We start from the raw sequence: 21,859 nt of genomic DNA, 5'->3' as shown, positions 1-21,859 counted from the left end.
CTAGTCGCTGGGAGCTGATTTCAAGGCTGCAGCGAGCAGGGGTGTCGTCAGCTCGCGCTGCCAGCGTCGCGCTGCCGTGGTGTCGAGAAACGCCTCCACCGCGGCGGTCGTGTCGTCCACGGCAACCCAGTCCCAGCACAGCCGGCGCACGATGTCGGGTGCCAGAAGATTCTCCGGCGGCACGGAAACCTGTTGCGCCAGTTCGTTGATCGCGGCTCGCGCCGCCTCCAGCCGGGCGGCGGCCTCGGGCTTGCGTCGGGCCCACCGTGATGCCGGCGGCGGACCGCTGGACGGTTCCTGCGACGACGGCGGGTCGGCCGTGCGGGCCCGCGCCAACGCGTCGAGCCATACGCTCGCGCTGCGCCGTTGCCGGGCTCCGCCGAAAATCGGCAGAGCAACGAGCTTCTCGACCGTGTCCGGGTCTGCGGTCGCCGCGCTCACGATTGCGCTGTCGGGCAGGATTCGGCCCGGGGCGATGTCTCTCCGTCGGGCGATCTGGTCGCGGGTCAGCCACAACTCCCGTACGGCGGCCAGCGCCCGCGGGTCGCGCACCTTGTGGATTCCGGAGGTGCGCCGCCAGCGGTCCCGCCGGGTCGGTGTGCTCTCGGCCGTCCGGAGGTACTCGAATTCTTCTCTGGCCCAACCGTCTTTGCCCTCGGCGATGAGCACGGCGTCGATCGCGTCACGCAACTCGATCAGCACCTCGACATCGAGCGCCGCGTAGTTGAGCCATTCGTCGGGAAGGGGCCGCTTCGACCAGTCCGCAGCGCCGTGCCCCTTGGTCAGGGCCAGGCCGAGCAGCTGCTGCACCATCGAGGCGAGGTTCACGCGGTCGAGGTCGGCCAGCCGCCCGGCCAGCTCGGTGTCGTAGAGCGACGGCGGGCGCATGCCGATCTCGGCCAGGCAGGGCAGATCCTGGTCGGCGGCGTGCAGGATCCACTGATCCTCCGACAGCACCTGTGCCACCGGGGCGAGCACCTCGACGGAGTCGCCGCCGTGGCTGACGGGGTCGATCAGCACGGTGCCCGCGCCGGCACGCCGAATCTGCACCAGGTAGGCGCGGTTGGAGTACCGGAATCCCGACGCCCGTTCGGCGTCGACGGCGAACGCGCCCGACCCGGATGCGAGAAAGTCTGCGGCGCGGGCGATTTCGCTGCGGCTCACCGCGACGTTCGGCACTCCGTCGCGCGGGGCCAGCAGCGGCGTGGCGGGTGTCTCGGAGATGTCGACGTCGTCGGAGTGTTCGGCGTCCGGCGGGGAACCGCCGGTGTCGGGTTCGGTCATCGGATCAGGCGCGGGTGCGCGAGCCCAGGTCGGTCACCCCGGCGGGGGGCAGGCCTGCGGCGTGTTCGAGCACTTCGCAGAACGCCTCGACGTGTGGCCCCAGTTCCAGATCGGTGGCGGTCCAGGACGCGCGCAGCTCCAGCTGATGGGCTCGCGGTGGTCCGGAGATGTCGCCGTAGCGCACCGAGGTGGTGGCGGTGACGGTGCCGCCGAGGGCGGTGAGGTGCTGCGCACGTTCGGTCAGGGCGTCGACGAGCCAGCTCCACGCCACCTCGGGCAGCAGCGGATCGACGGCCTCGGTGGAATCGAGGTCGGCCTGGATATAAGCGACCAGCCGCATCGTGCCGTCCCAGGCGTCGGCGCCCTCGGGGTCGTGCAGCAGGATCAGCCGCCCGAACGCGTCGCCGTCGGAGCGCTCGGGGACGATCGGGGCTTCGGCATGCTTGACCTCGGCTCCCAGTGCGTAACTGAAGGGGGCGAGGCGCTGCGGCGGCCGGATCGGGCCCAGCTCGATCTCCGGCCGTACGGTGGTGGCGTTCATCGCCGCCACCGCTTCACGGAATTGAGCCGGTTCGGCGGAGGTCACGCCGATCGACGGTAGTCCATTTTCACAGGTCTGTGCTCATGGCGCGCCGATTCGGGGCGGAGGAGGCATGGCAGCATGGGCATCGATGAACACGCGCCGCGAGCTGCCCGAATCGCCCTACCTGGCTGCCGTCGCCGGCCGCAAGCCCCACCGCACGCCGGTGTGGATGATGCGGCAGGCCGGTCGGTCGCTGCCCGAGTACCGGGCTCTTCGGGCCAAGAACACCATGATGCAGGCCTGCTTCGACGCCGACCTGATCACCGAGATCACGCTGCAGCCGGTGCGTCGCCACGACGTTGACGCGGCAATCCTGTTCTCCGACATCGTCGTCCCGCTGCGCGCGGCCGGTATCGGGTTGGACATCGTGCCCGATGTGGGCCCGGTCATCGATCATCCGATCCGCACTCGAGCTGATGTCGGCACCATCACTGAGCTGGACCCCGACCAGGTGGCGCCGGTGGCGGCAGCGGTGAGTCGGCTGACCGGCGAACTGGGGGAGGTGCCGCTGATCGGGTTCGCCGGAGCCCCGTTCACGCTGGCGTCCTATCTCGTGGAGGGTGGTCCGAGCCGCAACCACGAGCACACCAAGGCGATGATGCTCGGCGAGACCGACACGTGGCATGCGCTGATGGAGTCCCTGACCGACGTCACGATCGCGTTCCTGCGCACCCAGATCGAGGCGGGCGTCGACGCGATCCAGGTGTTCGACTCCTGGGCGGGCACCCTGTCGCTGGCCGACTACCGCAGCTACGTGTTGCCCCATAGCGCCCGGGTGTTCGCTGCGCTGGCCGGCTACGGCGTGCCGATGACGCATTTCGGCGTCGGGACGGCGGAATTGCTGGGTGCCATGTCGGAAGCCGTCGTCGGACACGACGTCCCCGCGGTTGTCGGGGTGGACTGGCGGACGTCGCTGGCCGATGCCGCGACGCGGGTGCAGCGGGGAGTCGCACTGCAGGGCAACCTCGATCCGGTGGTGCTGTTGGCCGGCATGCCGGTGGTCGAACGCGCGGTGCGGGCCGTCGTCGAGGACGGGCGCCGCGCGATCGACGCGGGCGCCGTCGGACACGTGTTCAACCTCGGTCACGGGGTCCTGCCTGCCACCGACCCCGACGTCATCACCAAGGCCGTGGCCCTGGTGCACCAGCTGTGACAACGTATTGCGTTGTCGGCGGCGGCATTTCGGGTTTAGTGGCAGCCTACCGACTGCGGGTGGCGGCCGGCCCGGACGCGTCCATCACCGTGCTGGACCCGGCGGACCGGCTCGGTGGGGTGTTGCGCACCGAACGCATCGGCGGGCAGCCGATCGACGTCGGAGCCGAAGCGTTCGTCACCCGCCGCCCGGAGGTGCCCGCGCTGCTGGGGGAGTTGGGTCTGTCGGGGAAGCAGCTGACGACGACCGGGGTGCGTCCGCTGATCTACAGCGAGGGCCGCCTGCATGCGCTACCCCAGGACACCGTCAACGGCATCCCGACGCGGCCTGCCTCGCTGACCGGACTGGTCGACGACGCCACGATCCGCTGGATGCTCGACGAGCCCCGCCGCCCGCTGTCCTGGACCCCCGGCGCCGACCCGACGGTGGCCGACCTCGTCGGCGACCGCTTCGGCGAGCAGGTCGTGGTGCGATCGATCGACCCGCTGCTGGCCGGTGTGTACGCCGGGTCGGCGGCGACGATCGGGTTGCGCGCGGCCGCCCCCACGGTGGCGGCGGCGCTCGACCGCGGGGCGCGCAGTCTGACCGAGGCTGTCACCGCCGCGCTGCCGCCACCTGCGCCGGGGTCGGTGTTCGGTGCGATCGACGGCGGTTACGCCGTGCTGATCGACGAACTGGTGCGGCGTTCTGGACTCACGTGGGCGCAGGTCGCCGTTCGCAGTGTCGCTCCGGCGACTCACGGCTGGGAGGTGATCGACGACGAGGGTGCGCGCTGGCCCGCCGATGCGGTGGTGCTGGCGGTTCCCGCGCCGCGGCTGCCGGCCCTGCTCGGCGATCTCGCTCCCCGCACGGTCGCGGCCGCCCGGCGCATCGAGGTGGCCTCGGCCGCGGTGGTCGCGCTGGCCCTGCCCGGCGGCACCCCGCTCCCGGAGCAGTCCGGGGTGCTGGTCGCCGGCCGTGGCCGTCTGCACACCAAGGCGGTGACGTTGTCGTCGCGCAAGTGGGGTCGGCGTAGCAGCGTCGAGATGGTCCGGCTGTCCTACGGCCGGTTCGGAGACGACCTGGCCCGGCGGGCAGGCGACGACGACCTGCTGATGTGGGCCGAGCAGGATCTGGCGACGTTGTTCGGCATCACCGTGACCCCGGAGGACAGCAAGGTGGTGCGCTGGCTCGACGCGATGCCTCAGTACGGCCCGCGCCACGCCGACCTGGTCGCCGAGCTGCGCGGTGGGGTGCCACAGGGACTCGCCGTGGCCGGGGCCTATCTCGACGGCATCGGGGTTCCGGCCTGCGTCGCTGCCGCGACCAGGGCGGTGGCGGCCATCCTGACGCGGTAGGGGCCCATGGCACGATAGAACGATGGCCAAGCTCGACTTCGACGCGATCAACTCCACCGTCCGCTACCTGATGTTCTCGGTGTACGCCGTCAAGCCCGGCGTGCTCGCCGACGGTGACGACGCGCGGGCGGCGATCGTCGACGAGACCGAGACGTTCCTGAAGCACCAGGAGGACAGGGGCGTCGTCGTACGCGGAATCTACGACGTCGCCGGCATGCGTGCCGATGCCGACTTCATGACGTGGACCCACGCCGAGACCGTGGAGGCGCTGCAGGCCACCTACGCCGACTTCCGCCGCACCACCACATTGGGCCGGGCGTCGACTCCGGTGTGGAGCAACGTCGCGCTGCACCGGCCCGCGGAGTTCAACAAAAGCCACGTTCCGGCGTTCCTGGCGGGAGAGGAGCCCGGGGCCTACATCTGCGTCTATCCGTTCGTCCGCTCCTTGGAGTGGTACCTGTTGCCCGACGACGAGCGCCGACGGATGCTGGCCGAGCACGGCATGGCCGCGCGTGGCTACAAGGATGTGCGCGCCAACACAGTGCCGGCCTTCGCGCTGGGTGATTACGAGTGGCTGCTCGCGTTCGAAGCGCCGGAACTCCACCGCATCGTCGACCTGATGCGTGATCTGCGCGCCACCGACGCTCGCCGCCACGTCCGTGAGGAGACCCCGTTCTACACCGGGCCACGTGTTTCGGTCGAGCGGCTGATCAACGCTTTGCCATGAGTTTTTGCTGGCAACGAAAACTTCTGTCAAGTATTTTCGACATTTGCAAATTCTTGACATCCGTCTAAAACCACGTCGTAGGGTCTTTATACCCCGATTTGTCGGGAAAGTGCCGTCCTAGCAAACGACTCTTTACTGCTGCGAATCGGTTTTGCCCGCAGCATTCCATTGCTATATTCCGTCCATGCCGAAAACGAGGGGGGTGGCGGCGGTCGCGCTGATCGTCGGTGCCGCCTACGGCGCGTGGTTGTGGGCCGGGTGGGGCGGCCCGGACCTCATCCGCACCGTGGACGATGTCGGCTTGGCTGTCTTCGCGTTGACCGCCGCGGTCAGTGCCGCATGGGCCGCAGTCTCGCTGCGGGGTCCTGATCGTGCGGCCTGGGCGTTCATGGCAGCCGGACTGATGGGGTGGGCCGCCGGCGAGGTGGTGTGGAGCTACTACGACCTCGTTCTCGGCGAGGCTCCGACTCCGTCGTGGGCCGACGCCGGGTACCTGTTGTTCCTGGCGGGTGCCGGGTTGTGTCTGATCGTCCTGCTGACCGCGGCGCCGCCCGGTACGCAACTGCGGGTGGTGATCGACGGGCTCATCGTCGCGGCCGCGATCTTCGGCGCCGCTTGGGTCATCTGGTTGCGGACCGTGTACACCGCCCAGCAGAGCGACGTGTTGTCGGTGGCCGTGGCGCTGTCGTACCCAGTGACCGACATCGCGTTGGTGACGATCGCGGGGCTGATGCTGATGCGGACCCCTCGCATGCGGCAAGCGCAGATGGCGCTGCTGACCGCGGGCTTGATCGGCGTCGCGTTCTCCGATGTCGCTTTCGCCTATCTGACCGCAACGGGCACCTACGACAACCAGCATCAACTGTCGGTCGGCTGGGCGACGGGTTTCCTCCTGATCGCGGTCGCCGCGCTGCGCGCCCGGCGGACGGGCTCCGACGTGCCCAGCGCGCAGCCGGCCGCGGTCTCGGGCTGGCTGCCGTACGTGCCGGTGCTGTTGTCGGCGGTTTTGTGCACGCCAGTGCTGATCGCCGGGTTGGGGCCGGTGTTCGTGGCCGTCGCCGTCATCGTGATCGCCGTGACGATCCGGCAGTTCGTGATCCTCGGGGAGAACCGCAAGCTGCGTGCCGACATCGCCGCAGGCCGTCGCGACGTCGGCCCGCCGCCGATCCTGGTAGAGCTCGAACACGCCATCGAGCACGGCGAACTGCGCGTGGTCTACCAGCCGCAGTACGACCTATTCACCGAGGAGATCATCGGCGCCGAGGCGCTCATCCGCTGGCCACATCCCCGCCGGGGGTTGCTCAACCCCGACCAGTTCCTGCCGTTGGTGAACAAGTGCGACCTGATGACGTCGCTGACCAGGGCGGTGCTCGACCTGGCGCTCGCCGATGCGGCGATCTGGCACGCCGAGGGCTTCGAGATTCCCGTCGCGGTGAACGTGTTCGCACCCGTCGTGAGCGACCCAGCCATCAGTGCTGGCATCTCCGAGGCGCTGCGGCGGCACGGGCTTGCGCCGGAGGCGCTCACCATCGAGATCACCGAGGACAGGCTGCTCGCCGACATGCCGGGAACACGAACGGCTCTGAACAAGCTGCGCGCGGCGGGGGTGCAGGTCGCGCTCGACGACTTCGGCAGCGGATATTCGGCGCTGTGGTATCTGCGCGATTTTCCGGTCGACCAGGTCAAGCTGGACCGGGAGTTCATCGCGCCGATCTTGACGCACGGACCGTCGGCGACCATCGTGCGCGCCGTGATCGAGATGACGCACGCGCTCGGACACACACCGGTGGCCGAGGGAGTGGAGAGCGCCGAGATCGCCGACCGGTTACGCCAGTACGGCTGCCGGGTGGCGCAGGGTTTCTACTTCAGCCGGCCGATGCCGGGTTCCGAGATGTTGGCCCTGCTCGAGGCGCAGCGACGTGAACGAACGCTGACGCCGGAGCATCACTGATCGGTGGGCACCAGCCGCAGCGAGACCGAGTTGATGCAGTAGCGCTGATCGGTCGGGGTCGGATACCCCTCGCCTTCGAAGACGTGCCCGAGGTGGCTGTGGCAGTTCGCGCACAACACCTCGACCCGGTGCATGCCCAGCGAGTCGTCGGAGCGCAGGATCACCGCGTCGGAATCCGCCGGGTCGAAGAACGACGGCCAGCCGCAATGGGATTCGAACTTCTCGGTGCTGCGGAACAGTTCTGCGCCGCAGGCGCGGCACTGATAGACACCTTCGGTCTTGGTGTCGGTGTATTCGCCGGTGAACGGACGCTCGGTGCCGGCACGGCGCAGCACGGCGAACTCCTGAGGGTTCAGCCGCTCGCGCCACTGGTCGTCGGTCAGCTGCAGCTTCGGGCCTGTCATGTGAACCAGGCTACTCAGCGGCCCGGGCGGTGGGGTGCAGCCAGGGCGGGTCGATCCCGTCGGCCAGCCTCCCGTCGCGCCGTGCATCCAGGTAGCGGAAGAGCAGCACGCAGAACACCACGATCACCATTAGTGACCAGCCGTAGGTGATCTTGAGGTACTCCAGCGCCCGTCCGGTCGACGGAAGCTGCCACAGCAGCCAGCGGTCCATGGTCAAGAACCCGTAGGTAGCGAGCCAGGCGATCCAGTTGCGCAGTACCGAGTTCGGCAGCACGACGGTCATCAGGAACGGGAACAGCGCGATCGAGTAGTAGCCCTGACCGAGGGAGAGCACCAGCCACGAGGTGACGAGCAGGACGCCCGAGGAGGTCAGCATCCAGAAGAACTGGTCGCGGGTGCGGTAGTACCGGTACAACAGCCACAGCGCTGCTGCGCCGAGTGCGGCGAAGACGACGCGCAGAGTCAGGATCAGCCACGTCGGCAGCCCGAAATAGAGACCGTTACCCAGAATCGAGCTGTTGAAATAATCGCGGGTGGAGAAGATGTACGGCACCGTGCGGGTGACGAAGTTCATGGGGTCCGAGATCAGCGGCCAGGCAGCGAGATTGAACGCGACCGGTACGGCGATCGCGGTGACCAGGACCCGCCACTGCCGGTTGAGCACCGGCAGCAGCAGCGCCGGCGCGAGCAGTGGTTTGACCACCAGCGTCAGCCCGATGCTCACCCCGGCCCACCATTCGTGGCTGCGATTGCCGTCCAGCAGCCAGCGGAAGAAGAGCACCTCGAGCAGCAGCATGACACCGTTGATGTTGCCGAACACCAGCGTGTTGGTGACGGACTCGGTGCAGAACATCGCGAGCAGCAGAGCGGGCGCGGCGACCGAGCTCAGCGTGTAGCCGAACAGGCGCAGCAGAAGGTACCCGGCCGCGATGATGGCCACGGTGTTGAAGAAGATGAACCAGTTCCGCGACGCCACTTCGGGCAGGTAGCCGAAGGGCGCCATGATCAGCGTGCCGCCCGGCGGATACAGGTAGTGCGGGTCGACGTAGTCGAAGTGTTCGTTGTAGATGTCCCAGCCGAACTTGAAGTTGATGACGGCGCGGTACACCGGGGCGAAGTCGTCGGTGATGTAGCGGTTGAACACCAACACGTAGCTGCGGTGGATCACCGACAGGATCGCCAGCGGCCAGAGGACCGAACGCAGAACGGCAGCGGTGGTGGGTGCAGGGGTGCGGGGCCTGAACGCTTTCACCACAAGATCACGCACGTCAGGCACCGTACCGTAGCGGCAGGTGAGGGTGGCGTCAGGCCGGGCAGTACGTGTCGGTGGCCGGCAGCGTCCCGGTGTCGAGGTAGCCGAGCACCGGGGGCAGCGCGCACGCCGAGTACACGGTCGCGCCGTGACCGATGCCCTGCCAGATCACCCGCCTGTTGGTCGAACCGGCGTTGATCGCGGTCGCGGCGACGGCCGCGACCCCCTCGTTGCCGACGACGGGATCGTTCTGCACGCCCAGCAGCAGCGTCGGCGTGGTCAGGCCCTGCGGTTCCTTCGGCGCGGTACCACTCGGCCAGTTCAGGCACTTCACCATGTCCAGCGCACCGACGGTCCCGAACTGCGGATAGCGCTTGCCCCATTCGACGACGAGTTCGCGCACCCGGTCGGGGGTGGGCCGGTTCAACGCGTCGCTGCAGGAGTTGACGAACTGCCCGTCGGTCTGGCGCAGCGTCTCGGCGGTGTTGATCAGGTTGTTGAGCCCGTTGGTGTCCCCGCCGTTGGCGTCGGCGATCGCCTGAGCGAGGTCGCGGCCCGCGTCCACGCGATTGCCCTGGGGGAACGCCAGTGCCGTGGCGATCGCGTCGGCGACCGCGGCCACTGATGCCCCACCGGGTCCGTTGCCGGCGCGGGCCGATGCCAGCAGCGTGTCGACGGCGTTCTTGGGATCGGGCAGCGGGCAGTTGCTGGCCGCGCACCGCGTGGCCCATGCGTCCAGCGCGGCCTGCTCACCTTTGACGCGCTGCTCTGTCGCTGCCTCGGCCGAGATGCCCAGCGGCAGCGGCGAATCCAACACCAGGCGGGCGACCTTGTTGGGGTGCGAACCGGCGTAGGCCAGTGCCACCTGCGCGCCGTTCCCGACGCCGAGGAGCGCCAGCGCTGGCACGTCCCACGTGGTGCGCAGGCGCTCGAGGTCCTCAGCGGCATGGGCGTTGTCGTAGGCCGAGTCGCCGGGGGCGATGGTGTCGGTGCAGCTCGTGGTCGCGGTCATCGTGATCGTGCCGAGGTTGGCGACCGGGTCGTCGCCCGACTGGAACTGGGTCTGCTCGAACATCTCCTGGCGGTCGAACACGTCGCGGCAGTCCAGCGCGCCCGACATGCCGATGCCGCGACGATCGACTGCGACGACGGGATGCTTGGCCAGCACGTCGGTGCCTGCGCCCGCCAGCCAGGCCGGGAGTTGCACCGAGGACGGCAGATCGGAGCCGGTCGTCATCACCAGCGGACCCGCGTCGGCGGGAGTCTGGGCTGACTTGGCGCGCACCACGCCGATGCTGACCGACCCGGTGGCCCCGGCGATCGGGTCCAGGTCGGCGTCGTAGCTGGCGCAGTCCAGCGTGACTCCCGGGGGAGGTTGGACCGCGGCCTCGCTGAACACCCGCGACGTGCAGTCACGCCACGAGAGCTCGTTCTTCGGCACTTCGATAGCAGGCGGCCCCGCCGGCTTCTCGCTGGTCGTCACCGCACCTTGCGGAGTCGCCCCAGAATCGGTGGCGTAGCGCGGGTTGGCGGCCAGCCCGGGGGAGCACGCGGTCAGCAACGACACCGTCACCGCAAGCACTGCCGGCACCGATCGACGCATGCCGACCACAGTACTGATGGCGCTCACCGATCCTCGGCGGCGCGGGCGTAGCGCAGGAACAGGTATCCGGCGTCGTCAGTGAGTACCTGCAGCAGGCGCAGGGGGGTCTGCTCGTCGCCGTCTCCGGTGACGATGCGTCCGGCCGCTCCGCCGACGAGCACCGGCGCGACGGTCAGACACAACTCGTCGAGCAGGTCGGCGGCGATCAGCCTGCCGAGGATCCCGGGCCCGCCCTCGGCGAGCACTCGCCCCAAGCCGCGGTCGGCGAGCACGCTCACCGCTTGCGACAACTCCAGCGACTCGGGGTCCGATCCGGACACGTCGATCACCTCGGCCAGATCGCCCAGCGTGCGCTGTGTCTCGGGCGCGGCGGCCGCGCTGGTGAACACGATCGGCGGCACCTCGGTGCGCTGGAAGATCGCCGCGTCGGGGTCGACCGAGCCGGATCGGGTGAGCATCGCGATCGGGGGGACGGCGGCCTGACCGCGGGCCTCGCGGGCCGCGCGCTGCTCGGCGGTGACGGACACCCCCGAGTAGTCCTCGGCACGCACCGTCGCCGCGCCGACGAGGATCACGTCGGCCAGTTCGCGCAGCACCGAGAACACGGCCTTGTCTCCGGCGCCGCCGAGACCCCCGGACGTGCCGGCGCTGGTTGCTCCGCCGTCGGCCGAGGCGATCATGTTGGCCCGCACCCACCGCTCGCCGGGGTAGGCGTACCGGGTGATCAGCTCGGCGCGGTCGATCGCGTCTACCGAGCCGAGCACTGTGAACTGTGTCCCGTCCGCGTCATTGCCCATACAGGTGCCCATACGCAGAATCTCAGCACGCCGATAGGGTGCCTGCATGCACGGGTCCAGCCCCACGTCCAGCCTCGACTCCGGTGAGGTCTCGCACCTGACCGACCGCCATCCCAGCGTCACCCCGGAGAGGTTGGTCGCCCAGCTGGTTCCGCCGCCGACATTCGCCGACGTCAGCTTCGACACCTACCGGCCCGATCCCGGCGAGCCCACGCAGGCGTCCGCGGTGCAGACGTGCCGCCAGTTCTGCGAGCAGGCGGTGCAGCGTCGCGCAGGCAAGAAGAAGCTGTTCGGTAAGCGAGAGGTGCTGCCCGGCGTCGGTGTGTATCTCGACGGGGGCTTCGGTGTCGGCAAGACCCATCTGCTCGCCTCGTCCTATTACGCGGTCGAGGGGCAGAAGGCGTTCGCGACCTTCGGCGAGCTGACTCAGTTGGCGGGCGTGTTCGGATTCGTCGAGTGCATCGAGTTACTCGCCGACTACACGCTGCTGTGCATCGACGAGTTCGAGCTCGACGACCCCGGCAACACCACGCTGATCTCCCGGCTGCTCTCCGCGCTGGTCGAGAAGGGGGTGTCGGTGGCGGCGACGTCGAACACGCTGCCCGAGCAGCTCGGCGAGGGCCGGTTCGCCGCACAGGACTTCCTGCGCGAGATCAACACGCTCGCAGCGATGTTCACGACAGTGCGTATCGAGGGCCCCGACTACCGGCACCGTGATCTGCCTCCCGCACCCGAGCCGCTCAGCGACGCCGAGGTCACCGAGCGTGCCGCGGAGGTGCCGGGCGCGACGCTCGACGACTTCGACGCGCTGTGCGCACATCTGGCGACGATGCATCCGTCGCGGTACCTGACGCTGATCGAAGGCGTCACCGAGGTGTTCCTGACGGGTGTGCATCCGCTCGACGACCAGAACGTCGCGCTGCGGTTGGTGTCGCTGACCGATCGGCTCTACGACGCCGGTGTCCCGGTGGTCGCGTCCGGCGCCAAGCTCGACACCGTCTTCAGTGAAGAGATGCTGGCCGGCGGCTTCCGCAAGAAGTACCTGCGGGCGACGTCGCGACTGCTGGCGCTGACCGCCGCCGGTCAGACGGGGCGCACCATCACGTAGTCCGCTTCGATGTGATCACCCAGCCGGAACGACTTGGTGCCGGTGACCTCGAAGCCGTTCTTGCGGTAAAAGCGTTGTGCGCGAACGTTTTTCTGATTGACGCCGAGCCACACCGAGGCTGCTGTGCCGGCGTGGTGCAGCGCGGCCGACATCAGGGCTGCAGAGGCGCCGGCCCCGTGCGCGTCGGGCAGCACGTACATCTTCGACAGTTCGATCGTCGGGCGCGCGGTCACCGCGGCGACGACGTCGGGATCGTCGGGAACGCCGCCGATCAGCATGGCGTAACCGACAATCCGGTCGTCCTCGATGGCGGTGAGCACCGTCCGGTTGGGGTCGCTCAGGTAGGCGGCGAAGCGATCGGGGGTGAGGTTCTCGGTGATGAAGGCGGCCACGTCGTCTGCGGTGCACGACGGGGGACAGGCCAGCGGAAAGGTGCGTGCCGCGACGTCGACGAGTTCGTCGAGTCGGGCGGGGTCGGCCGCGACGATGTGCAGGCTCAGGCGACGTTCCACTGAGCCAGGCGGATGCCGGTGATGCGGTCGATCAGCACGACGTTGGACACCAGGTCCCGGTAGCAGTCCCACCACACGCCACCGGTGAACGTGCGACCGACCTGCGCGTTCTGCATGCCGTACTGCAGCGCGTCGGGGGCGTCGCTGTTGCGGGGCTCGTATGCGTCGCCGGTCGGGGTCACGCCGCGAAACGCGTAGGTGATGCCCATCGCATAGGGGGTGGGCAGCTTCACCGGGGTGATCGTGACATCGGCCCGGTACACCTGGTACCGCGGGGCCCGCGGCGGATAGCCGAAGCCGGGCGGCACCGGTGAGGGGTTGACGCCGAGAACCGCGACGTCGGCGACGAGGCCTTCGAACTCGACACGCAGCGTGTCGCCCAGCCGTCCGATCGGGATCACCGCGGCACCGGCGGGGGGCGCGAGGACGCCTCCCAGCATGCCCATGGTGGCGGCGAGCACGATGACGAGCCAGCGTCGCATGTCCGATCCCCTCGTAGACGTCCTGGCATGATCGCACACCGGCACAGGCCGTCGGCGGGATACGCCGCTCACGGCTCGGTGAAGGCCTCCAGGGCCGCGCGCAGGTCGCGTTCGAACCGCTCGACGTCGATGCCGAGTCGGTGCAGCACGCCGTCGTCGCTCTCGTCGTCGTAGAGCGCGAGCAGCAGGTGTTCGGTGCCGATGTAGTTGTGGCCGAGGCGCAGTGCCTGCCGGAACGTCAACTCGAGGGCCTTCTTGGCGCGAGCGTCGAAGGGGATCAGTGCCGGTACCGCGTCGACGGGTTCGGGCAGGGTGATCGCGTTCGTGATGGCCGGGGCGTCGATGCCCTGGTCGGCGAGCAGACGGGCCGCGAGCCCGGTCGGATCGGCGGCGAGGCCGAGCACGAGGTGCGCGGGACCGATCTCGGCGTTGCGGGCAGCGTGGGCGCGGTTCTGCGCTTCGACGATGACAGCGCGGGCGCGTGGGGTGAAGCGCTGGAAGCCGGCGTTCGGGTCCATCGCTGCGGCGTCGGTCGGGGTCTTGGGAACGAAGCGCTTCTGGGCGGCCTGCTTGGTGACGCCCATGCATTTGCCGATGTCGGTCCACGAGGCGCCCGACCGGCGTGCCTGGTCGACGAAGTGGCCGATCAGATGGTCGGCGACCTCACCGAGTGCTTCGGCGGCCAGCACTGCGTCGGTCAGCTGGTCAAGCGGTTGGTCGTGGACGTGGGTGATCGCCTCGATGAGGTCGTCGAGGCGGACGGGGTGGTTGATGCGAGCGTCGGGCATGCGTCAACCGTAGGTTGACGTTTGGCTGACGTCAACCCTGAGTTGACCGGGGGTATCCGCGTCGGACCGTCCGATCGAGGATGCCCAACGTGCCCCGCAGCGCCAGCTCGGACACCACCGGAAAGATCCCGGCCTCGCGCCACTGCTGGTCGATAGCCGACCAGTCGTAGAACGAGGTGACCAGCGTGTCCTCGCCGTTCGGCTCGAGGCGATAGCCGTAGACGTGGCCGATCTGGGGGCGGATCTGTCCGAGGATGGTCCAGGCGATCAGCCGGTCCTGCTCGAACTGCGCGATCTCGACGGTGACGTCGTAGCGGCCCATGGGGAAGTCGTTGAGGGCCTCACGGTCCATGTGCACGACGAAGGTGTCGCCGACGGCGCGCACCGGGTCGCCGTCGGCGTCCTGCAGCATTCCGGTGGCGTCGATCGCGACGTGGCCTTGCGGGTCGCACAGCACGGCGAAGACAGCATCGGGAGCTGCGGCGATGGTTCGGGACACTTCGATGCGGTCAGTCATGGGTCGATCGTGGCATGCAGTGGTGTGAATCACTCGGAAGTTTCGTTCTGGCGGAAGTCCGGGAACCCGTCCGAAGATGCGCCCTGACGAGAAGATCAAGACACAGCACCCACGGATGCTGCGCCGCGCCCTGGACTTCATCCACGACAACGCGCAGTACGACATCACGATCCGCGACATCTCTGCGGCAGCCGATGTGACACCGCGAGCGATCCAGTACGCGTTTCGCGAGCATGTGGGCACGACGCCGCTGGAATACCTGCGTCGGATTCGTCTGGAGCGGGCTCACCGCGAGTTGAAATCGGCGGACCCGGCCCGCGACACGGTCACCTCGATCGCCGGCCGCTGCGGGTTCACCCATCCCGGCCGGTTCAGCAGCGCGTACAAGGAGATCTTCGGTACCGAGCCCAGCCGCACGCTGCGCAGTTCCGCTAGTTGATCGGCGTGAAGCCTGCGCGGTTGTAGATGCCGGCCTGCCAGCCCTGGGCGCCCATGCACACCAGCGGGCGCCCGTCGGGGGCCTGTGCGGCCGATTGTGAATTGGGGCACGGCGACCCGATGTCCTGCACACCCTTGAGGTCGTAGGTGATCTGCCAGAAACCGGTGTACACCGGCGGCCACTGGTTGGGGATCCAGCGGCACTGCATTGCCTCGCCACCGCGTCCGCGTCCGAACGTGAAGCGTTCCATGTTGGTGCAGGGCGCCGTCAGATGCGCGTCGTAGAGCATGCCGGGAACGTCGTTGGCGTAATGCCCCGGCTCGTCGAAATAGATGGGACCCGGGTCGGCGGCGGCCACGGGTGCCGCGCCCAATGTGGCCAGGCCGATCAGCGTCGAAGCCGCCATCTCGCGAATCATGTCCCACCCTTTGGTCGCCCGTTGGTTGCTGGAGCGCCAACACTATCCGGTTGCGCCTCTGCGACGGAGGGTTTCGACTGCCCGGACACGATCTCGGCCCGCCACCTGAGGGGGGTTGGTGGCGGGCCGAGCGTATCGGGGTTGTCTTGTCAGAACGTGATGAGAACGACGGTAAAAGCCGAACCTGAGAGCGACCTAATAGCAAGGTAGATCTCTGCTGCAAAATCGATAACGATCAGGGTGTCAGGAGCCGAGACGGCTCAGTTCTGCCTTGGCATTGCGTTCGACGAACAGCGGGATGAAGTCGCGGATGGGGCGACCGGTGAACCGCGCGTACTCCTCGTGCACCACCGCGGCCACACGGTCTGGTGCCACCGACGCGTGGGTATCGGCCAGACGCTGGGCCACCTGGTCGATGATCTGCTGCTCACTCAACTCGATCACCGACTCAGCTTCGTCCTGCGGATAGCCCACCGTCAATCGATCGACGGCATTCTCAGATGGCTGTGCTGGGACAACGGGGCGGATGTGTGGCGAACATCAAAGGGCTACTTCATCTTGAGCACCCAGGCGGGCACCCAGTGGGTCACGGTCTGCTTGTCTCCGCCGAAGCTGACGGAGTAGGTGACCAGCCCCCACCAGCCGCCTTGTTCGCCGAGGCCCCAGCAGGAGAGTCGACCCTCGACGATGGTGTCCATCTGGAGTCCGTGGGGGTGGTAGCGGCCGGCGCTGTGGGGTTCGCGCGGGAACATCGCGACGAGGTCGACCAAAACGGCGACAGGCGGGTGCACCCGGCGGAACACCGTCCGCAGGGGCTGCCCGCCGTGGCCGATCTGTTGCAGACCCACCGTTCGATCATATGTTCGATCAATGGGTCTGCAGAAGGGGCATCAGCCCTCGTTGTTGGACTTCGTGATGCCCGGCGTGAAGTTCGGCCCACACGGCATCTTGATGCCGTGCTGGCTGCACAGCGCTACGCCGCCTTGGATTCCGTCGTAGCTGGCGGGCTTGGGGTAGGTGCCCTGCTGGTCGACGCCGCTGGACGCTTGTGAGATGGCGGCACCGCTCAAGGAGGCGGTGAGCATGGCTGCTCCGGTGAGCAGTCCGGCAGTCGCGGCGATGAGTCGGTTCGGCATGTCGTTCTCCTGGTCGATGGTGTCGGCCGGGCGAGCGGAGGTCCCGGCAGGTGCTGGCGTCGATGATGTGCAGCCAACATTCGAGAAACCACCCTGATTGCCTGTCGATCCACTGGTGGCCGCGATCGGCTTTGGGAAGTTCACAGCGGGGTGTCAGAAATCGTTGGCATAGTGCCGCGCCACCGGTTAGCAGCAACAGATGTCTGGTGCAGCGGGGGGTGCGGTGGCTACGGCGCCGTTCACGCATCCGACGGCCTTCATCATGTTGTTCCGTTGGCAAAAAACAGAGGAGCTAGGCCGTGCGCGCCATTTATGGCGAATCTCAGCAAATCCCCCTGCGCTGCGGTGATACTGACGCCAAACGCCGGCGACGACGTCGGCGTCCAACCGAGGGGGCAATCATGGGAGCTAACGCACGGGGAGCCATCGTGGCGGCGACGGTGATCGGCGCGGCCGTCGGGCTGGCCGGTGTGGCGACGGCCGACACGTTGGAGGGGCCGTACTCCATCACGGTCACCAATGGTCGCGGCGCCGTTGCCGATGGCGCCAAACAAGGGGTGTTCACGTCGCCGTGTGGGCCCGATTGCGTCAGGTTCAACGCGGGCGACTGGACGGCTGACATGCGGCTGCAGAACGGGACGTGGAGTGGGGTGACGTCGGAGGGCCTGACGCTCTCGTTCGACGGCGCGACGATGTTCGGCACGATGTTCAAGCCTGAGACCAATCAGACTGTCGACGTCCAGGTGGTCAAGATCGGCCTGTGACCGATTGTGAAATGTGGTGCGCGATACTGGGATTGAAGTAGGCGTTCTGGCAGTTCGTCGATTCGTTGTCTTACCAGCGCAGAAAGCCTCTGAACTGGCGACACTCCGCACAGTATCGCGTGAGTCATGCGGAGGCAAGCGGAATATGCCGTAAGCTCACTTGGCATACATTTGGCACGCCAACCGCGATACTGGGTGGTCCCTGGAAATGGCAGAGAAGCGCTCGTTCGGCAATATCCGGAAGCTGCCGTCCGGTCGCTACCAAGTCCGATTCACCGATCCTGACGGCCGCTACGTCAAGGCGCCGAAGACGTTCGCGTCGAGGATCGATGCCGAGGCCTGGCTGACCGACCGGCGCCGGGAGATCGACGCCGGCCTCTGGAATCCGGCAGCCGTCGCCAAGCCTGAGAAGATTACGTTCGGCGCGTACGCCGCCGCGTGGCTGGCCGGCCGCCAGGTCGCCGGGCGCCCGATCAAGCAGCGCACGCGGGAGCACTATCAGGCGCTGCTCGACGACCACCTCCTCGACGCATTCGGGGCCCGACAGCTCGGCGGGATCACGCCGAAGGATGTGCGCGAGTGGTACGGGTCGACACTGACGGATCGTCCAACGCTGCGCTCACACGCCTACTCGCTACTGCGCACGATCATGGGCAGCGCGGTCAATGACGAGCTGATCGACGCCAACCCTTGTCGGATCACCGGCGCCGGCCGCGCCAAGCGAGTTCACAGGATTCGCCCAGCTTCGGTCGACGAGCTCGCGACGGTCACTGCGGCCATGCCCGAGCGACTGCAACTCATGGTCACGCTGGCGTCGTGGTGCGCGCTGCGCTTCGGAGAGACGGTCGAGCTGCGCCGCGACGACATCGATTTGAGCGACGAGGTGATCCGCATCCGCCGCGCGGCCGTCCGAACCAACGGCGGCACATTCGACGTCACCACGCCGAAGTCTGACGCCGGCATCCGCGACGTCGCCATCCCGCCGCACATCATCCCGCAGATCGAAAGTCACCTCGTGGAGTTCGTCGGCGGGGCGCGTGACGCCCTCTTGTTCGCCAACGAGAGTGGCCGGCACCTGCAGCCATCGACCCTGTATCGGCACTGGTATCGAGCTCGCGCCGTCGCTGGCCGCGAGGATCTGCGCTGGCACGACCTACGCCATTCCGGTGCTGTGCTGGCTGCAGCCACAGGGGCAAGCCTCGCCGAACTCATGGCCCGCCTTGGGCATTCGACGCCGCAGGCCGCGATGCGCTACCAGCATGCCGCCCAGGGACGGGATCGGCAGATCGCCGCATTGTTGTCGAAGATCGCGGAGAACGGGGGAGCGCCGTGACTGAGTACCACGTATCGACCGACTTCTTTCTACGCTGCGAGAGCTGCGCGGAACCCCCGGGGCGTCTCGTCGCGCGCTATCAATGGATGGAGAGCCAAGGTGTGTGGGTGCCCGTGCCCGTTCGCGGCATTCGCAACGTGACCATAACAAGCCTGCGGGGCAATGAAGTTGACGATTGGTGGTTCTTGGCCGGCGGTGAAACTGAACCCCCCAACGCCGTTGCGCTGCATCCTCCCGATCACCCCAGTGACAAGCCAGCTCTCCGCGAACATCACGAAATACGTTGCGGCACAAAGCGTTGTGGTAACAAGGTTGCGGCGGATTATCGTCGTCTTGAGTTCATCCTGATGATGATCGAGAGATCTATCGCCAACGCAATCAAGCCCGGTCAGCCGGAATGGGTCTACCTGCTTGCGGAGCTGCCGGCGGCGAAAGCGGAACGCGGAACAACGCTCACGCTCCGAAGTCTGCGGGCAGCCCTCGCTCTCAATAACGCGAAGTTCAACTATTAGGTAGCAGCGTCCGTCGCCTTCCGCATGTATCATCATGCGCGGGGCTTGCCGCAGTGCGCCCGTCATTTCAAGCCGGATGCGGATCCGGGCAGTGAACTATGCCCGGGAGCACCGATGCAACATCGCTACGTTTCCATTCTCGAGGCTGCCGAGTACCTCGGCTGCACGGACAGAACCATCCGCCAGATGATCGCGGACGGCCGCCTGCGGGGCTACAGATCTGGCCGGCGGTTGGTCCGGCTCCGCATCGATGAGATCGATGCGGCCATGAAGCCCTTCGGCGGTGCCGCATGAACGGCGAAAGGCCGGCCCCGCCACAGGACCGGCCCTCTCACAGCATCACCGATACCGCCATCATAAGCCAGATTCCGCCGGTCGGACCGCACGTGAATATTGATGCGCTGCTGGTCGGCGCGCTGTTGTGGTCGACACCGGCCAATGCCGCTGGCGTCCTGACACTGGTGCACGACGACGACGTTGAAAGTGTCTCGCTGGCAGAGGTTCTCAGCGCGATCCGTCGTCTCAATGATGTCCGCAAACCGCACGGGCCACAGCTCACGCTCGATGAACTGGAGCGGTCTGGCCGACTGCGCGCGCACAACGGCGTGGCAGGACAACTGCAGGCGGCCACGACGTCGGGAGCCGATCCTGCGGCCGCCTGGCACTACGCCGGCGCCGTTGTAGCGCGCTCGTTGCGTCGGCGCATTGAGTCGGCTGGAATCGCGCTGCAGACGGCTGCGCGTGAGTCGTCCGAGGCAGAGCTTTCGTCGCACGTCTCGGTGCTGGCGCGAACAATCGGCGACTGCGCGACGCGGCTCGAACGACTGCGCGGTGTCAGCGGGTGAGCGCGCAGCTGTTCGACGATCGGGTATTCGAGCCGCCACCCGACGACGGCTACGACGATGTCCGCCAGATGGATACCCCTGGCCGCCTGCAATCCGCGCTGCTGTCCAGGGCTGCATTACGGGATCTGCCCGACCCTGAGCCGCTGATCGGCAATGTGTTGGACCGAGGCACTATCGCTCTGCTTTACGGACGGTGGGGGACCGGCAAGTCGTTCATCGCGCTCGATTGGGCCGCCAGCGTCGCCACTGGCCGGCGGTGGCAGGGGCGCCCGGTCGACCGCGCCAGAGTGCTGTACGTGGCCGCGGAGGGCGCGCACGGCATGAAGCAGCGCATCGACGCATGGGAGACGGGATGGGGGGCCGCCATTCCCGATCAGAAGGCTCTCGACGTGCTGCCCGAGCCGGTCAACTTGACCCGATCGGCTGACGTGATCGAGCTGCAGGATCTCGTTGCCGCCAACGGCTATGGCCTCGTGATCGTCGACACGCTCGCGCGCTGCATGGTCGGTGGCGATGAGAATAGCGCTCAGGACTGCGGCATGGTGGTCGACGTCCTGCATCGGCTGCGCCGGCACACGCGCGAGGGCCGCGGCGTCGTGCTCGGTGTGCACCACACGGGCAAGGACGGCAAGACCTTTCGCGGCTCATCGGTGTTCGAGGCCGGCGCAGACACGGTGTACTCCGTGACAGCCGATGGCGGGGTCATCACGCTCAATCGCGAGAAGCGTAAGGACGGCCCGAAGCGAGACGAGCATGAGCTCCGAATCGACCCTATCGAGGGCACGGAAAGCTGCGTGATATCTGTCCACCGAGGGGGTGGACAATCCGAGCGCGGAGACAAGCTGATGTCCACCTTTGTCCAGTATTTCGAGGCGACCGGAGCAACTCGGGCCCAGTTGGAGAAGGTTGCAGGGATGGCACACGCCACGTTCGTCCGAGCCTTCAACGACCTCGTCAAATGCGGAGATCTTGTGCCCGACAACGCCGATCTTCGATACCCGCTCTACCGGGCGGCCAGCAAATGAGCACTGTCCACTGTCCACCACTGTCCACATGCACCCGTCCATTGTTCAGTCCACCCCCCTCTATTAAGGGGTGGACATGGACAGACATGAACACCGAAGAGAGGCACAACCGATGAGCAATCCACTCAAAGCCGCAGACGCACTCAAGTACGCGGCCGCCCTCCTGAAGCACAGAACCGACTGGGCCACCGATGCCATTGGGGGAGCGGGCTGCGGAGGCGATCATGACAATGAGCTCGAAGCGCTCGACCAGATCTTCGATTCGGTCGAATTCCTTGCGACACAGTTCGGTGATCTCAACCGCTACAGCGATGGCCGACAGGTTGTGACGTCGAGTGAGATTGAGCGCGGGTTCATCACCGTGCACGTCTGGCATCCGCTTCCCGAGGTCGAGGCTCCTGCGTCCTGGCGGGGGAATCTGCGCCATGACCCTGGCGAGCCGTGTCCCGGGTTGTACGAGGTCAGCACGACGCCCGACACGCAAGAGATCCATGTCCGGGTGATGAGAACCGCATGAACCCGCAAGCACTCTTTGACGCAATCGGACTGGCGCCCTCGCTGCCCGGTGCCGCATGCCGCGGTCAACACGGTCTGTTCGACGAGGCTCGCCGCGGCGAAGACCCCGACGACGCCGCCCTTCGCCACAGCCAGGCGCTAGCGCTGTGCGGCACCTGCCCCGCGCTCGCATCCTGCGAGCGATGGTTCGACAACCTGCCCCGCAGCAAGCGTCCCCACGGCGTGGTGGCGGGTCAACTGAGCCGCCCGAAACCTGTTGGGCGGCCGAGGAGATCAGCATGAGTGATGAGCCAGAGATCCGGCCGCTGTGCCGGGAGTGCGTTCGTGATCTTCCTGATGGACCCGACGGCCTCTGTGCGTTCTGCCGGGTGGT

Annotated in this window: 27 protein-coding genes; 13 read left to right on the top strand and 14 right to left on the bottom strand. The window is 67.4% G+C overall.

Annotated features, from left to right (window positions below):
• Entirely contained in the window at positions 1-1,284 is a 1,284-nt protein-coding gene (locus ACZYYX_RS21710) for an HRDC domain-containing protein (protein WP_463816694.1), read from the bottom strand.
• A 4-nt stretch (positions 1,285-1,288) separates the two neighbouring features.
• The gene (locus ACZYYX_RS21705; RefSeq protein WP_463817174.1) at positions 1,289-1,825 is read right to left on the bottom strand and encodes a DUF3000 domain-containing protein; all 537 of its coding nucleotides are present in this window, start codon (positions 1,823-1,825) and stop codon (positions 1,289-1,291) included.
• 130 nt (positions 1,826-1,955) lie between these two features.
• Here ACZYYX_RS21705 and hemE point away from each other — a divergent pair, with 130 nt between their 5' ends.
• From hemE to ACZYYX_RS21685, 4 genes are all read left to right on the top strand, one after another.
• Entirely contained in the window at positions 1,956-3,020 is a 1,065-nt protein-coding gene (gene hemE, locus ACZYYX_RS21700) for a uroporphyrinogen decarboxylase (protein WP_463817173.1), read from the top strand.
• The gene (locus ACZYYX_RS21695) at positions 3,017-4,357 is read left to right on the top strand and encodes a protoporphyrinogen oxidase (protein WP_463816693.1); all 1,341 of its coding nucleotides are present in this window, start codon (positions 3,017-3,019) and stop codon (positions 4,355-4,357) included. The genes hemE and ACZYYX_RS21695 overlap by 4 nt, the downstream gene beginning before the upstream one ends.
• A 22-nt stretch (positions 4,358-4,379) precedes the next feature.
• Complete coding sequence (hemQ, locus tag ACZYYX_RS21690) at positions 4,380-5,084, top strand: hydrogen peroxide-dependent heme synthase (RefSeq protein WP_463816692.1); 705 nt, start codon at positions 4,380-4,382, stop codon at positions 5,082-5,084.
• A 184-nt stretch (positions 5,085-5,268) separates the two neighbouring features.
• Positions 5,269-7,035, top strand: coding sequence for an EAL domain-containing protein (locus tag ACZYYX_RS21685; protein ID WP_463816691.1), 1,767 nt, complete (start codon positions 5,269-5,271; stop codon positions 7,033-7,035).
• Here ACZYYX_RS21685 and msrB read toward each other — a convergent pair.
• Genes msrB through ACZYYX_RS21665 form a run of 4 tightly spaced genes read right to left on the bottom strand, consistent with a single transcriptional unit; the run spans position 7,029 to position 11,091 of the window.
• Positions 7,029-7,439: a peptide-methionine (R)-S-oxide reductase MsrB gene (gene msrB, locus ACZYYX_RS21680; protein ID WP_463816690.1), complete on the bottom strand. Its 411-nt coding sequence runs from the start codon at positions 7,437-7,439 to the stop codon at positions 7,029-7,031. The two genes, ACZYYX_RS21685 and msrB, sit on opposite strands and share 7 nt — an antisense overlap.
• 10 nt (positions 7,440-7,449) lie before the next feature.
• Positions 7,450-8,706 (bottom strand): arabinofuranan 3-O-arabinosyltransferase, encoded by a 1,257-nt coding sequence (aftC, locus tag ACZYYX_RS21675; RefSeq protein ID WP_463816689.1) that lies wholly within the window; start codon positions 8,704-8,706, stop codon positions 7,450-7,452.
• A gap of 37 nt (positions 8,707-8,743) precedes the next feature.
• Positions 8,744-10,294: an alpha/beta fold hydrolase gene (locus ACZYYX_RS21670; RefSeq protein ID WP_463817172.1), complete on the bottom strand. Its 1,551-nt coding sequence runs from the start codon at positions 10,292-10,294 to the stop codon at positions 8,744-8,746.
• A gap of 23 nt (positions 10,295-10,317) precedes the next feature.
• Entirely contained in the window at positions 10,318-11,091 is a 774-nt protein-coding gene (locus tag ACZYYX_RS21665; protein ID WP_463816688.1) for a pyrimidine reductase family protein, read from the bottom strand.
• A 46-nt stretch (positions 11,092-11,137) separates the two neighbouring features.
• On the opposite strand from ACZYYX_RS21665, the gene zapE reads away from it, so the two are divergent.
• Positions 11,138-12,199, top strand: coding sequence for a cell division protein ZapE (zapE, locus tag ACZYYX_RS21660; protein WP_463816687.1), 1,062 nt, complete (start codon positions 11,138-11,140; stop codon positions 12,197-12,199).
• On the opposite strand, the gene ACZYYX_RS21655 is transcribed toward zapE, so the two are convergent.
• The 4 genes from ACZYYX_RS21655 to ACZYYX_RS21640 all read right to left on the bottom strand — a co-directional run bounded on the left by ACZYYX_RS21655 (position 12,175) and on the right by ACZYYX_RS21640 (position 14,498).
• Positions 12,175-12,711 carry a GNAT family N-acetyltransferase gene (locus ACZYYX_RS21655; RefSeq protein WP_463816686.1) on the bottom strand — a complete coding sequence of 179 codons (537 nt, stop codon included), beginning with the start codon at positions 12,709-12,711 and terminating at the stop codon, positions 12,175-12,177. The genes zapE and ACZYYX_RS21655 overlap by 25 nt on opposite strands.
• Entirely contained in the window at positions 12,696-13,193 is a 498-nt protein-coding gene (locus ACZYYX_RS21650; protein WP_463816685.1) for a hypothetical protein, read from the bottom strand. The genes ACZYYX_RS21655 and ACZYYX_RS21650 overlap by 16 nt, the downstream gene beginning before the upstream one ends.
• A gap of 68 nt (positions 13,194-13,261) precedes the next feature.
• Entirely contained in the window at positions 13,262-13,981 is a 720-nt protein-coding gene (locus tag ACZYYX_RS21645) for a Clp protease N-terminal domain-containing protein (RefSeq protein ID WP_463816684.1), read from the bottom strand.
• 31 nt (positions 13,982-14,012) lie between these two features.
• The gene (locus tag ACZYYX_RS21640) at positions 14,013-14,498 is read right to left on the bottom strand and encodes an SRPBCC family protein (RefSeq protein ID WP_463816683.1); all 486 of its coding nucleotides are present in this window, start codon (positions 14,496-14,498) and stop codon (positions 14,013-14,015) included.
• 76 nt (positions 14,499-14,574) lie between these two features.
• On the opposite strand from ACZYYX_RS21640, the gene ACZYYX_RS21635 reads away from it, so the two are divergent.
• Entirely contained in the window at positions 14,575-14,937 is a 363-nt protein-coding gene (locus ACZYYX_RS21635) for a helix-turn-helix transcriptional regulator (RefSeq protein WP_335331548.1), read from the top strand.
• Here the strand turns inward: ACZYYX_RS21635 and ACZYYX_RS21630 are convergent.
• The 4 genes from ACZYYX_RS21630 to ACZYYX_RS21615 all read right to left on the bottom strand — a co-directional run bounded on the left by ACZYYX_RS21630 (position 14,930) and on the right by ACZYYX_RS21615 (position 16,491).
• Positions 14,930-15,355 (bottom strand): hypothetical protein, encoded by a 426-nt coding sequence (locus ACZYYX_RS21630; protein WP_463816682.1) that lies wholly within the window; start codon positions 15,353-15,355, stop codon positions 14,930-14,932. The genes ACZYYX_RS21635 and ACZYYX_RS21630 overlap by 8 nt on opposite strands.
• A 243-nt stretch (positions 15,356-15,598) precedes the next feature.
• Positions 15,599-15,799: a three-helix bundle dimerization domain-containing protein gene (locus ACZYYX_RS21625; protein WP_463816681.1), complete on the bottom strand. Its 201-nt coding sequence runs from the start codon at positions 15,797-15,799 to the stop codon at positions 15,599-15,601.
• A gap of 104 nt (positions 15,800-15,903) precedes the next feature.
• Positions 15,904-16,197 (bottom strand): hypothetical protein, encoded by a 294-nt coding sequence (locus tag ACZYYX_RS21620; RefSeq protein ID WP_463817170.1) that lies wholly within the window; start codon positions 16,195-16,197, stop codon positions 15,904-15,906.
• A gap of 48 nt (positions 16,198-16,245) precedes the next feature.
• Positions 16,246-16,491: a hypothetical protein gene (locus ACZYYX_RS21615; RefSeq protein WP_463816680.1), complete on the bottom strand. Its 246-nt coding sequence runs from the start codon at positions 16,489-16,491 to the stop codon at positions 16,246-16,248.
• A 401-nt stretch (positions 16,492-16,892) separates the two neighbouring features.
• On the opposite strand from ACZYYX_RS21615, the gene ACZYYX_RS21610 reads away from it, so the two are divergent.
• From ACZYYX_RS21610 to ACZYYX_RS21580, 7 genes are all read left to right on the top strand, one after another.
• Positions 16,893-17,255 carry a hypothetical protein gene (locus tag ACZYYX_RS21610; RefSeq protein ID WP_463816678.1) on the top strand — a complete coding sequence of 121 codons (363 nt, stop codon included), beginning with the start codon at positions 16,893-16,895 and terminating at the stop codon, positions 17,253-17,255.
• Between the two features lie 208 nt (positions 17,256-17,463).
• A complete protein-coding gene (locus ACZYYX_RS21605; RefSeq protein ID WP_463816677.1) occupies positions 17,464-18,588 on the top strand; it encodes a tyrosine-type recombinase/integrase in 1,125 nt (374 codons plus the stop codon).
• 107 nt (positions 18,589-18,695) lie between these two features.
• The gene (locus ACZYYX_RS21600) at positions 18,696-19,100 is read left to right on the top strand and encodes a hypothetical protein (RefSeq protein ID WP_463816676.1); all 405 of its coding nucleotides are present in this window, start codon (positions 18,696-18,698) and stop codon (positions 19,098-19,100) included.
• A gap of 114 nt (positions 19,101-19,214) precedes the next feature.
• Positions 19,215-19,394 (top strand): excisionase family DNA-binding protein, encoded by a 180-nt coding sequence (locus tag ACZYYX_RS21595; RefSeq protein WP_463816675.1) that lies wholly within the window; start codon positions 19,215-19,217, stop codon positions 19,392-19,394.
• Positions 19,391-19,945, top strand: coding sequence for a hypothetical protein (locus ACZYYX_RS21590; protein WP_463816674.1), 555 nt, complete (start codon positions 19,391-19,393; stop codon positions 19,943-19,945). The genes ACZYYX_RS21595 and ACZYYX_RS21590 overlap by 4 nt, the downstream gene beginning before the upstream one ends.
• The gene (locus tag ACZYYX_RS21585; protein ID WP_463816673.1) at positions 19,942-20,970 is read left to right on the top strand and encodes an AAA family ATPase; all 1,029 of its coding nucleotides are present in this window, start codon (positions 19,942-19,944) and stop codon (positions 20,968-20,970) included. The genes ACZYYX_RS21590 and ACZYYX_RS21585 overlap by 4 nt, the downstream gene beginning before the upstream one ends.
• 112 nt (positions 20,971-21,082) lie before the next feature.
• Entirely contained in the window at positions 21,083-21,487 is a 405-nt protein-coding gene (locus ACZYYX_RS21580; protein WP_463816672.1) for a hypothetical protein, read from the top strand.
• Positions 21,488-21,859: the final 372 nt, after the last annotated feature.

This window comes from Mycobacterium sp. IDUB_1 (genome assembly GCF_055419625.1).
Note: the sequence above shows the minus strand (reverse complement) of the source record. Positions and strands in the feature narration are given on the sequence as shown.

Excerpts from the sequence above, each read along its gene's own strand:
- ACZYYX_RS21710 (WP_463816694.1), bottom strand. The coding sequence starts at position 1,284 with ATGACCGAACCCGACACCGGCGGTTCCCCGCCGGACGCCGAACACTCC.
- ACZYYX_RS21705 (WP_463817174.1), bottom strand. The coding sequence starts at position 1,825 with ATGAACGCCACCACCGTACGGCCGGAGATCGAGCTGGGCCCGATCCGG.
- hemE (WP_463817173.1), top strand. The coding sequence starts at position 1,956 with ATGAACACGCGCCGCGAGCTGCCCGAATCGCCCTACCTGGCTGCCGTC.
- hemQ (WP_463816692.1), top strand. The coding sequence starts at position 4,380 with ATGGCCAAGCTCGACTTCGACGCGATCAACTCCACCGTCCGCTACCTG.
- ACZYYX_RS21685 (WP_463816691.1), top strand. The coding sequence starts at position 5,269 with ATGCCGAAAACGAGGGGGGTGGCGGCGGTCGCGCTGATCGTCGGTGCC.
- msrB (WP_463816690.1), bottom strand. The coding sequence starts at position 7,439 with ATGACAGGCCCGAAGCTGCAGCTGACCGACGACCAGTGGCGCGAGCGG.
- ACZYYX_RS21670 (WP_463817172.1), bottom strand. The coding sequence starts at position 10,294 with ATGCGTCGATCGGTGCCGGCAGTGCTTGCGGTGACGGTGTCGTTGCTG.
- ACZYYX_RS21665 (WP_463816688.1), bottom strand. The coding sequence starts at position 11,091 with ATGGGCAATGACGCGGACGGGACACAGTTCACAGTGCTCGGCTCGGTA.
- zapE (WP_463816687.1), top strand. The coding sequence starts at position 11,138 with ATGCACGGGTCCAGCCCCACGTCCAGCCTCGACTCCGGTGAGGTCTCG.
- ACZYYX_RS21650 (WP_463816685.1), bottom strand. The coding sequence starts at position 13,193 with ATGCGACGCTGGCTCGTCATCGTGCTCGCCGCCACCATGGGCATGCTG.
- ACZYYX_RS21645 (WP_463816684.1), bottom strand. The coding sequence starts at position 13,981 with ATGCCCGACGCTCGCATCAACCACCCCGTCCGCCTCGACGACCTCATC.
- ACZYYX_RS21640 (WP_463816683.1), bottom strand. The coding sequence starts at position 14,498 with ATGACTGACCGCATCGAAGTGTCCCGAACCATCGCCGCAGCTCCCGAT.
- ACZYYX_RS21635 (WP_335331548.1), top strand. The coding sequence starts at position 14,575 with ATGCGCCCTGACGAGAAGATCAAGACACAGCACCCACGGATGCTGCGC.
- ACZYYX_RS21630 (WP_463816682.1), bottom strand. The coding sequence starts at position 15,355 with ATGATTCGCGAGATGGCGGCTTCGACGCTGATCGGCCTGGCCACATTG.
- ACZYYX_RS21615 (WP_463816680.1), bottom strand. The coding sequence starts at position 16,491 with ATGCCGAACCGACTCATCGCCGCGACTGCCGGACTGCTCACCGGAGCA.
- ACZYYX_RS21610 (WP_463816678.1), top strand. The coding sequence starts at position 16,893 with ATGGGAGCTAACGCACGGGGAGCCATCGTGGCGGCGACGGTGATCGGC.
- ACZYYX_RS21605 (WP_463816677.1), top strand. The coding sequence starts at position 17,464 with ATGGCAGAGAAGCGCTCGTTCGGCAATATCCGGAAGCTGCCGTCCGGT.
- ACZYYX_RS21595 (WP_463816675.1), top strand. The coding sequence starts at position 19,215 with ATGCAACATCGCTACGTTTCCATTCTCGAGGCTGCCGAGTACCTCGGC.
- ACZYYX_RS21590 (WP_463816674.1), top strand. The coding sequence starts at position 19,391 with ATGAACGGCGAAAGGCCGGCCCCGCCACAGGACCGGCCCTCTCACAGC.
- ACZYYX_RS21580 (WP_463816672.1), top strand. The coding sequence starts at position 21,083 with ATGAGCAATCCACTCAAAGCCGCAGACGCACTCAAGTACGCGGCCGCC.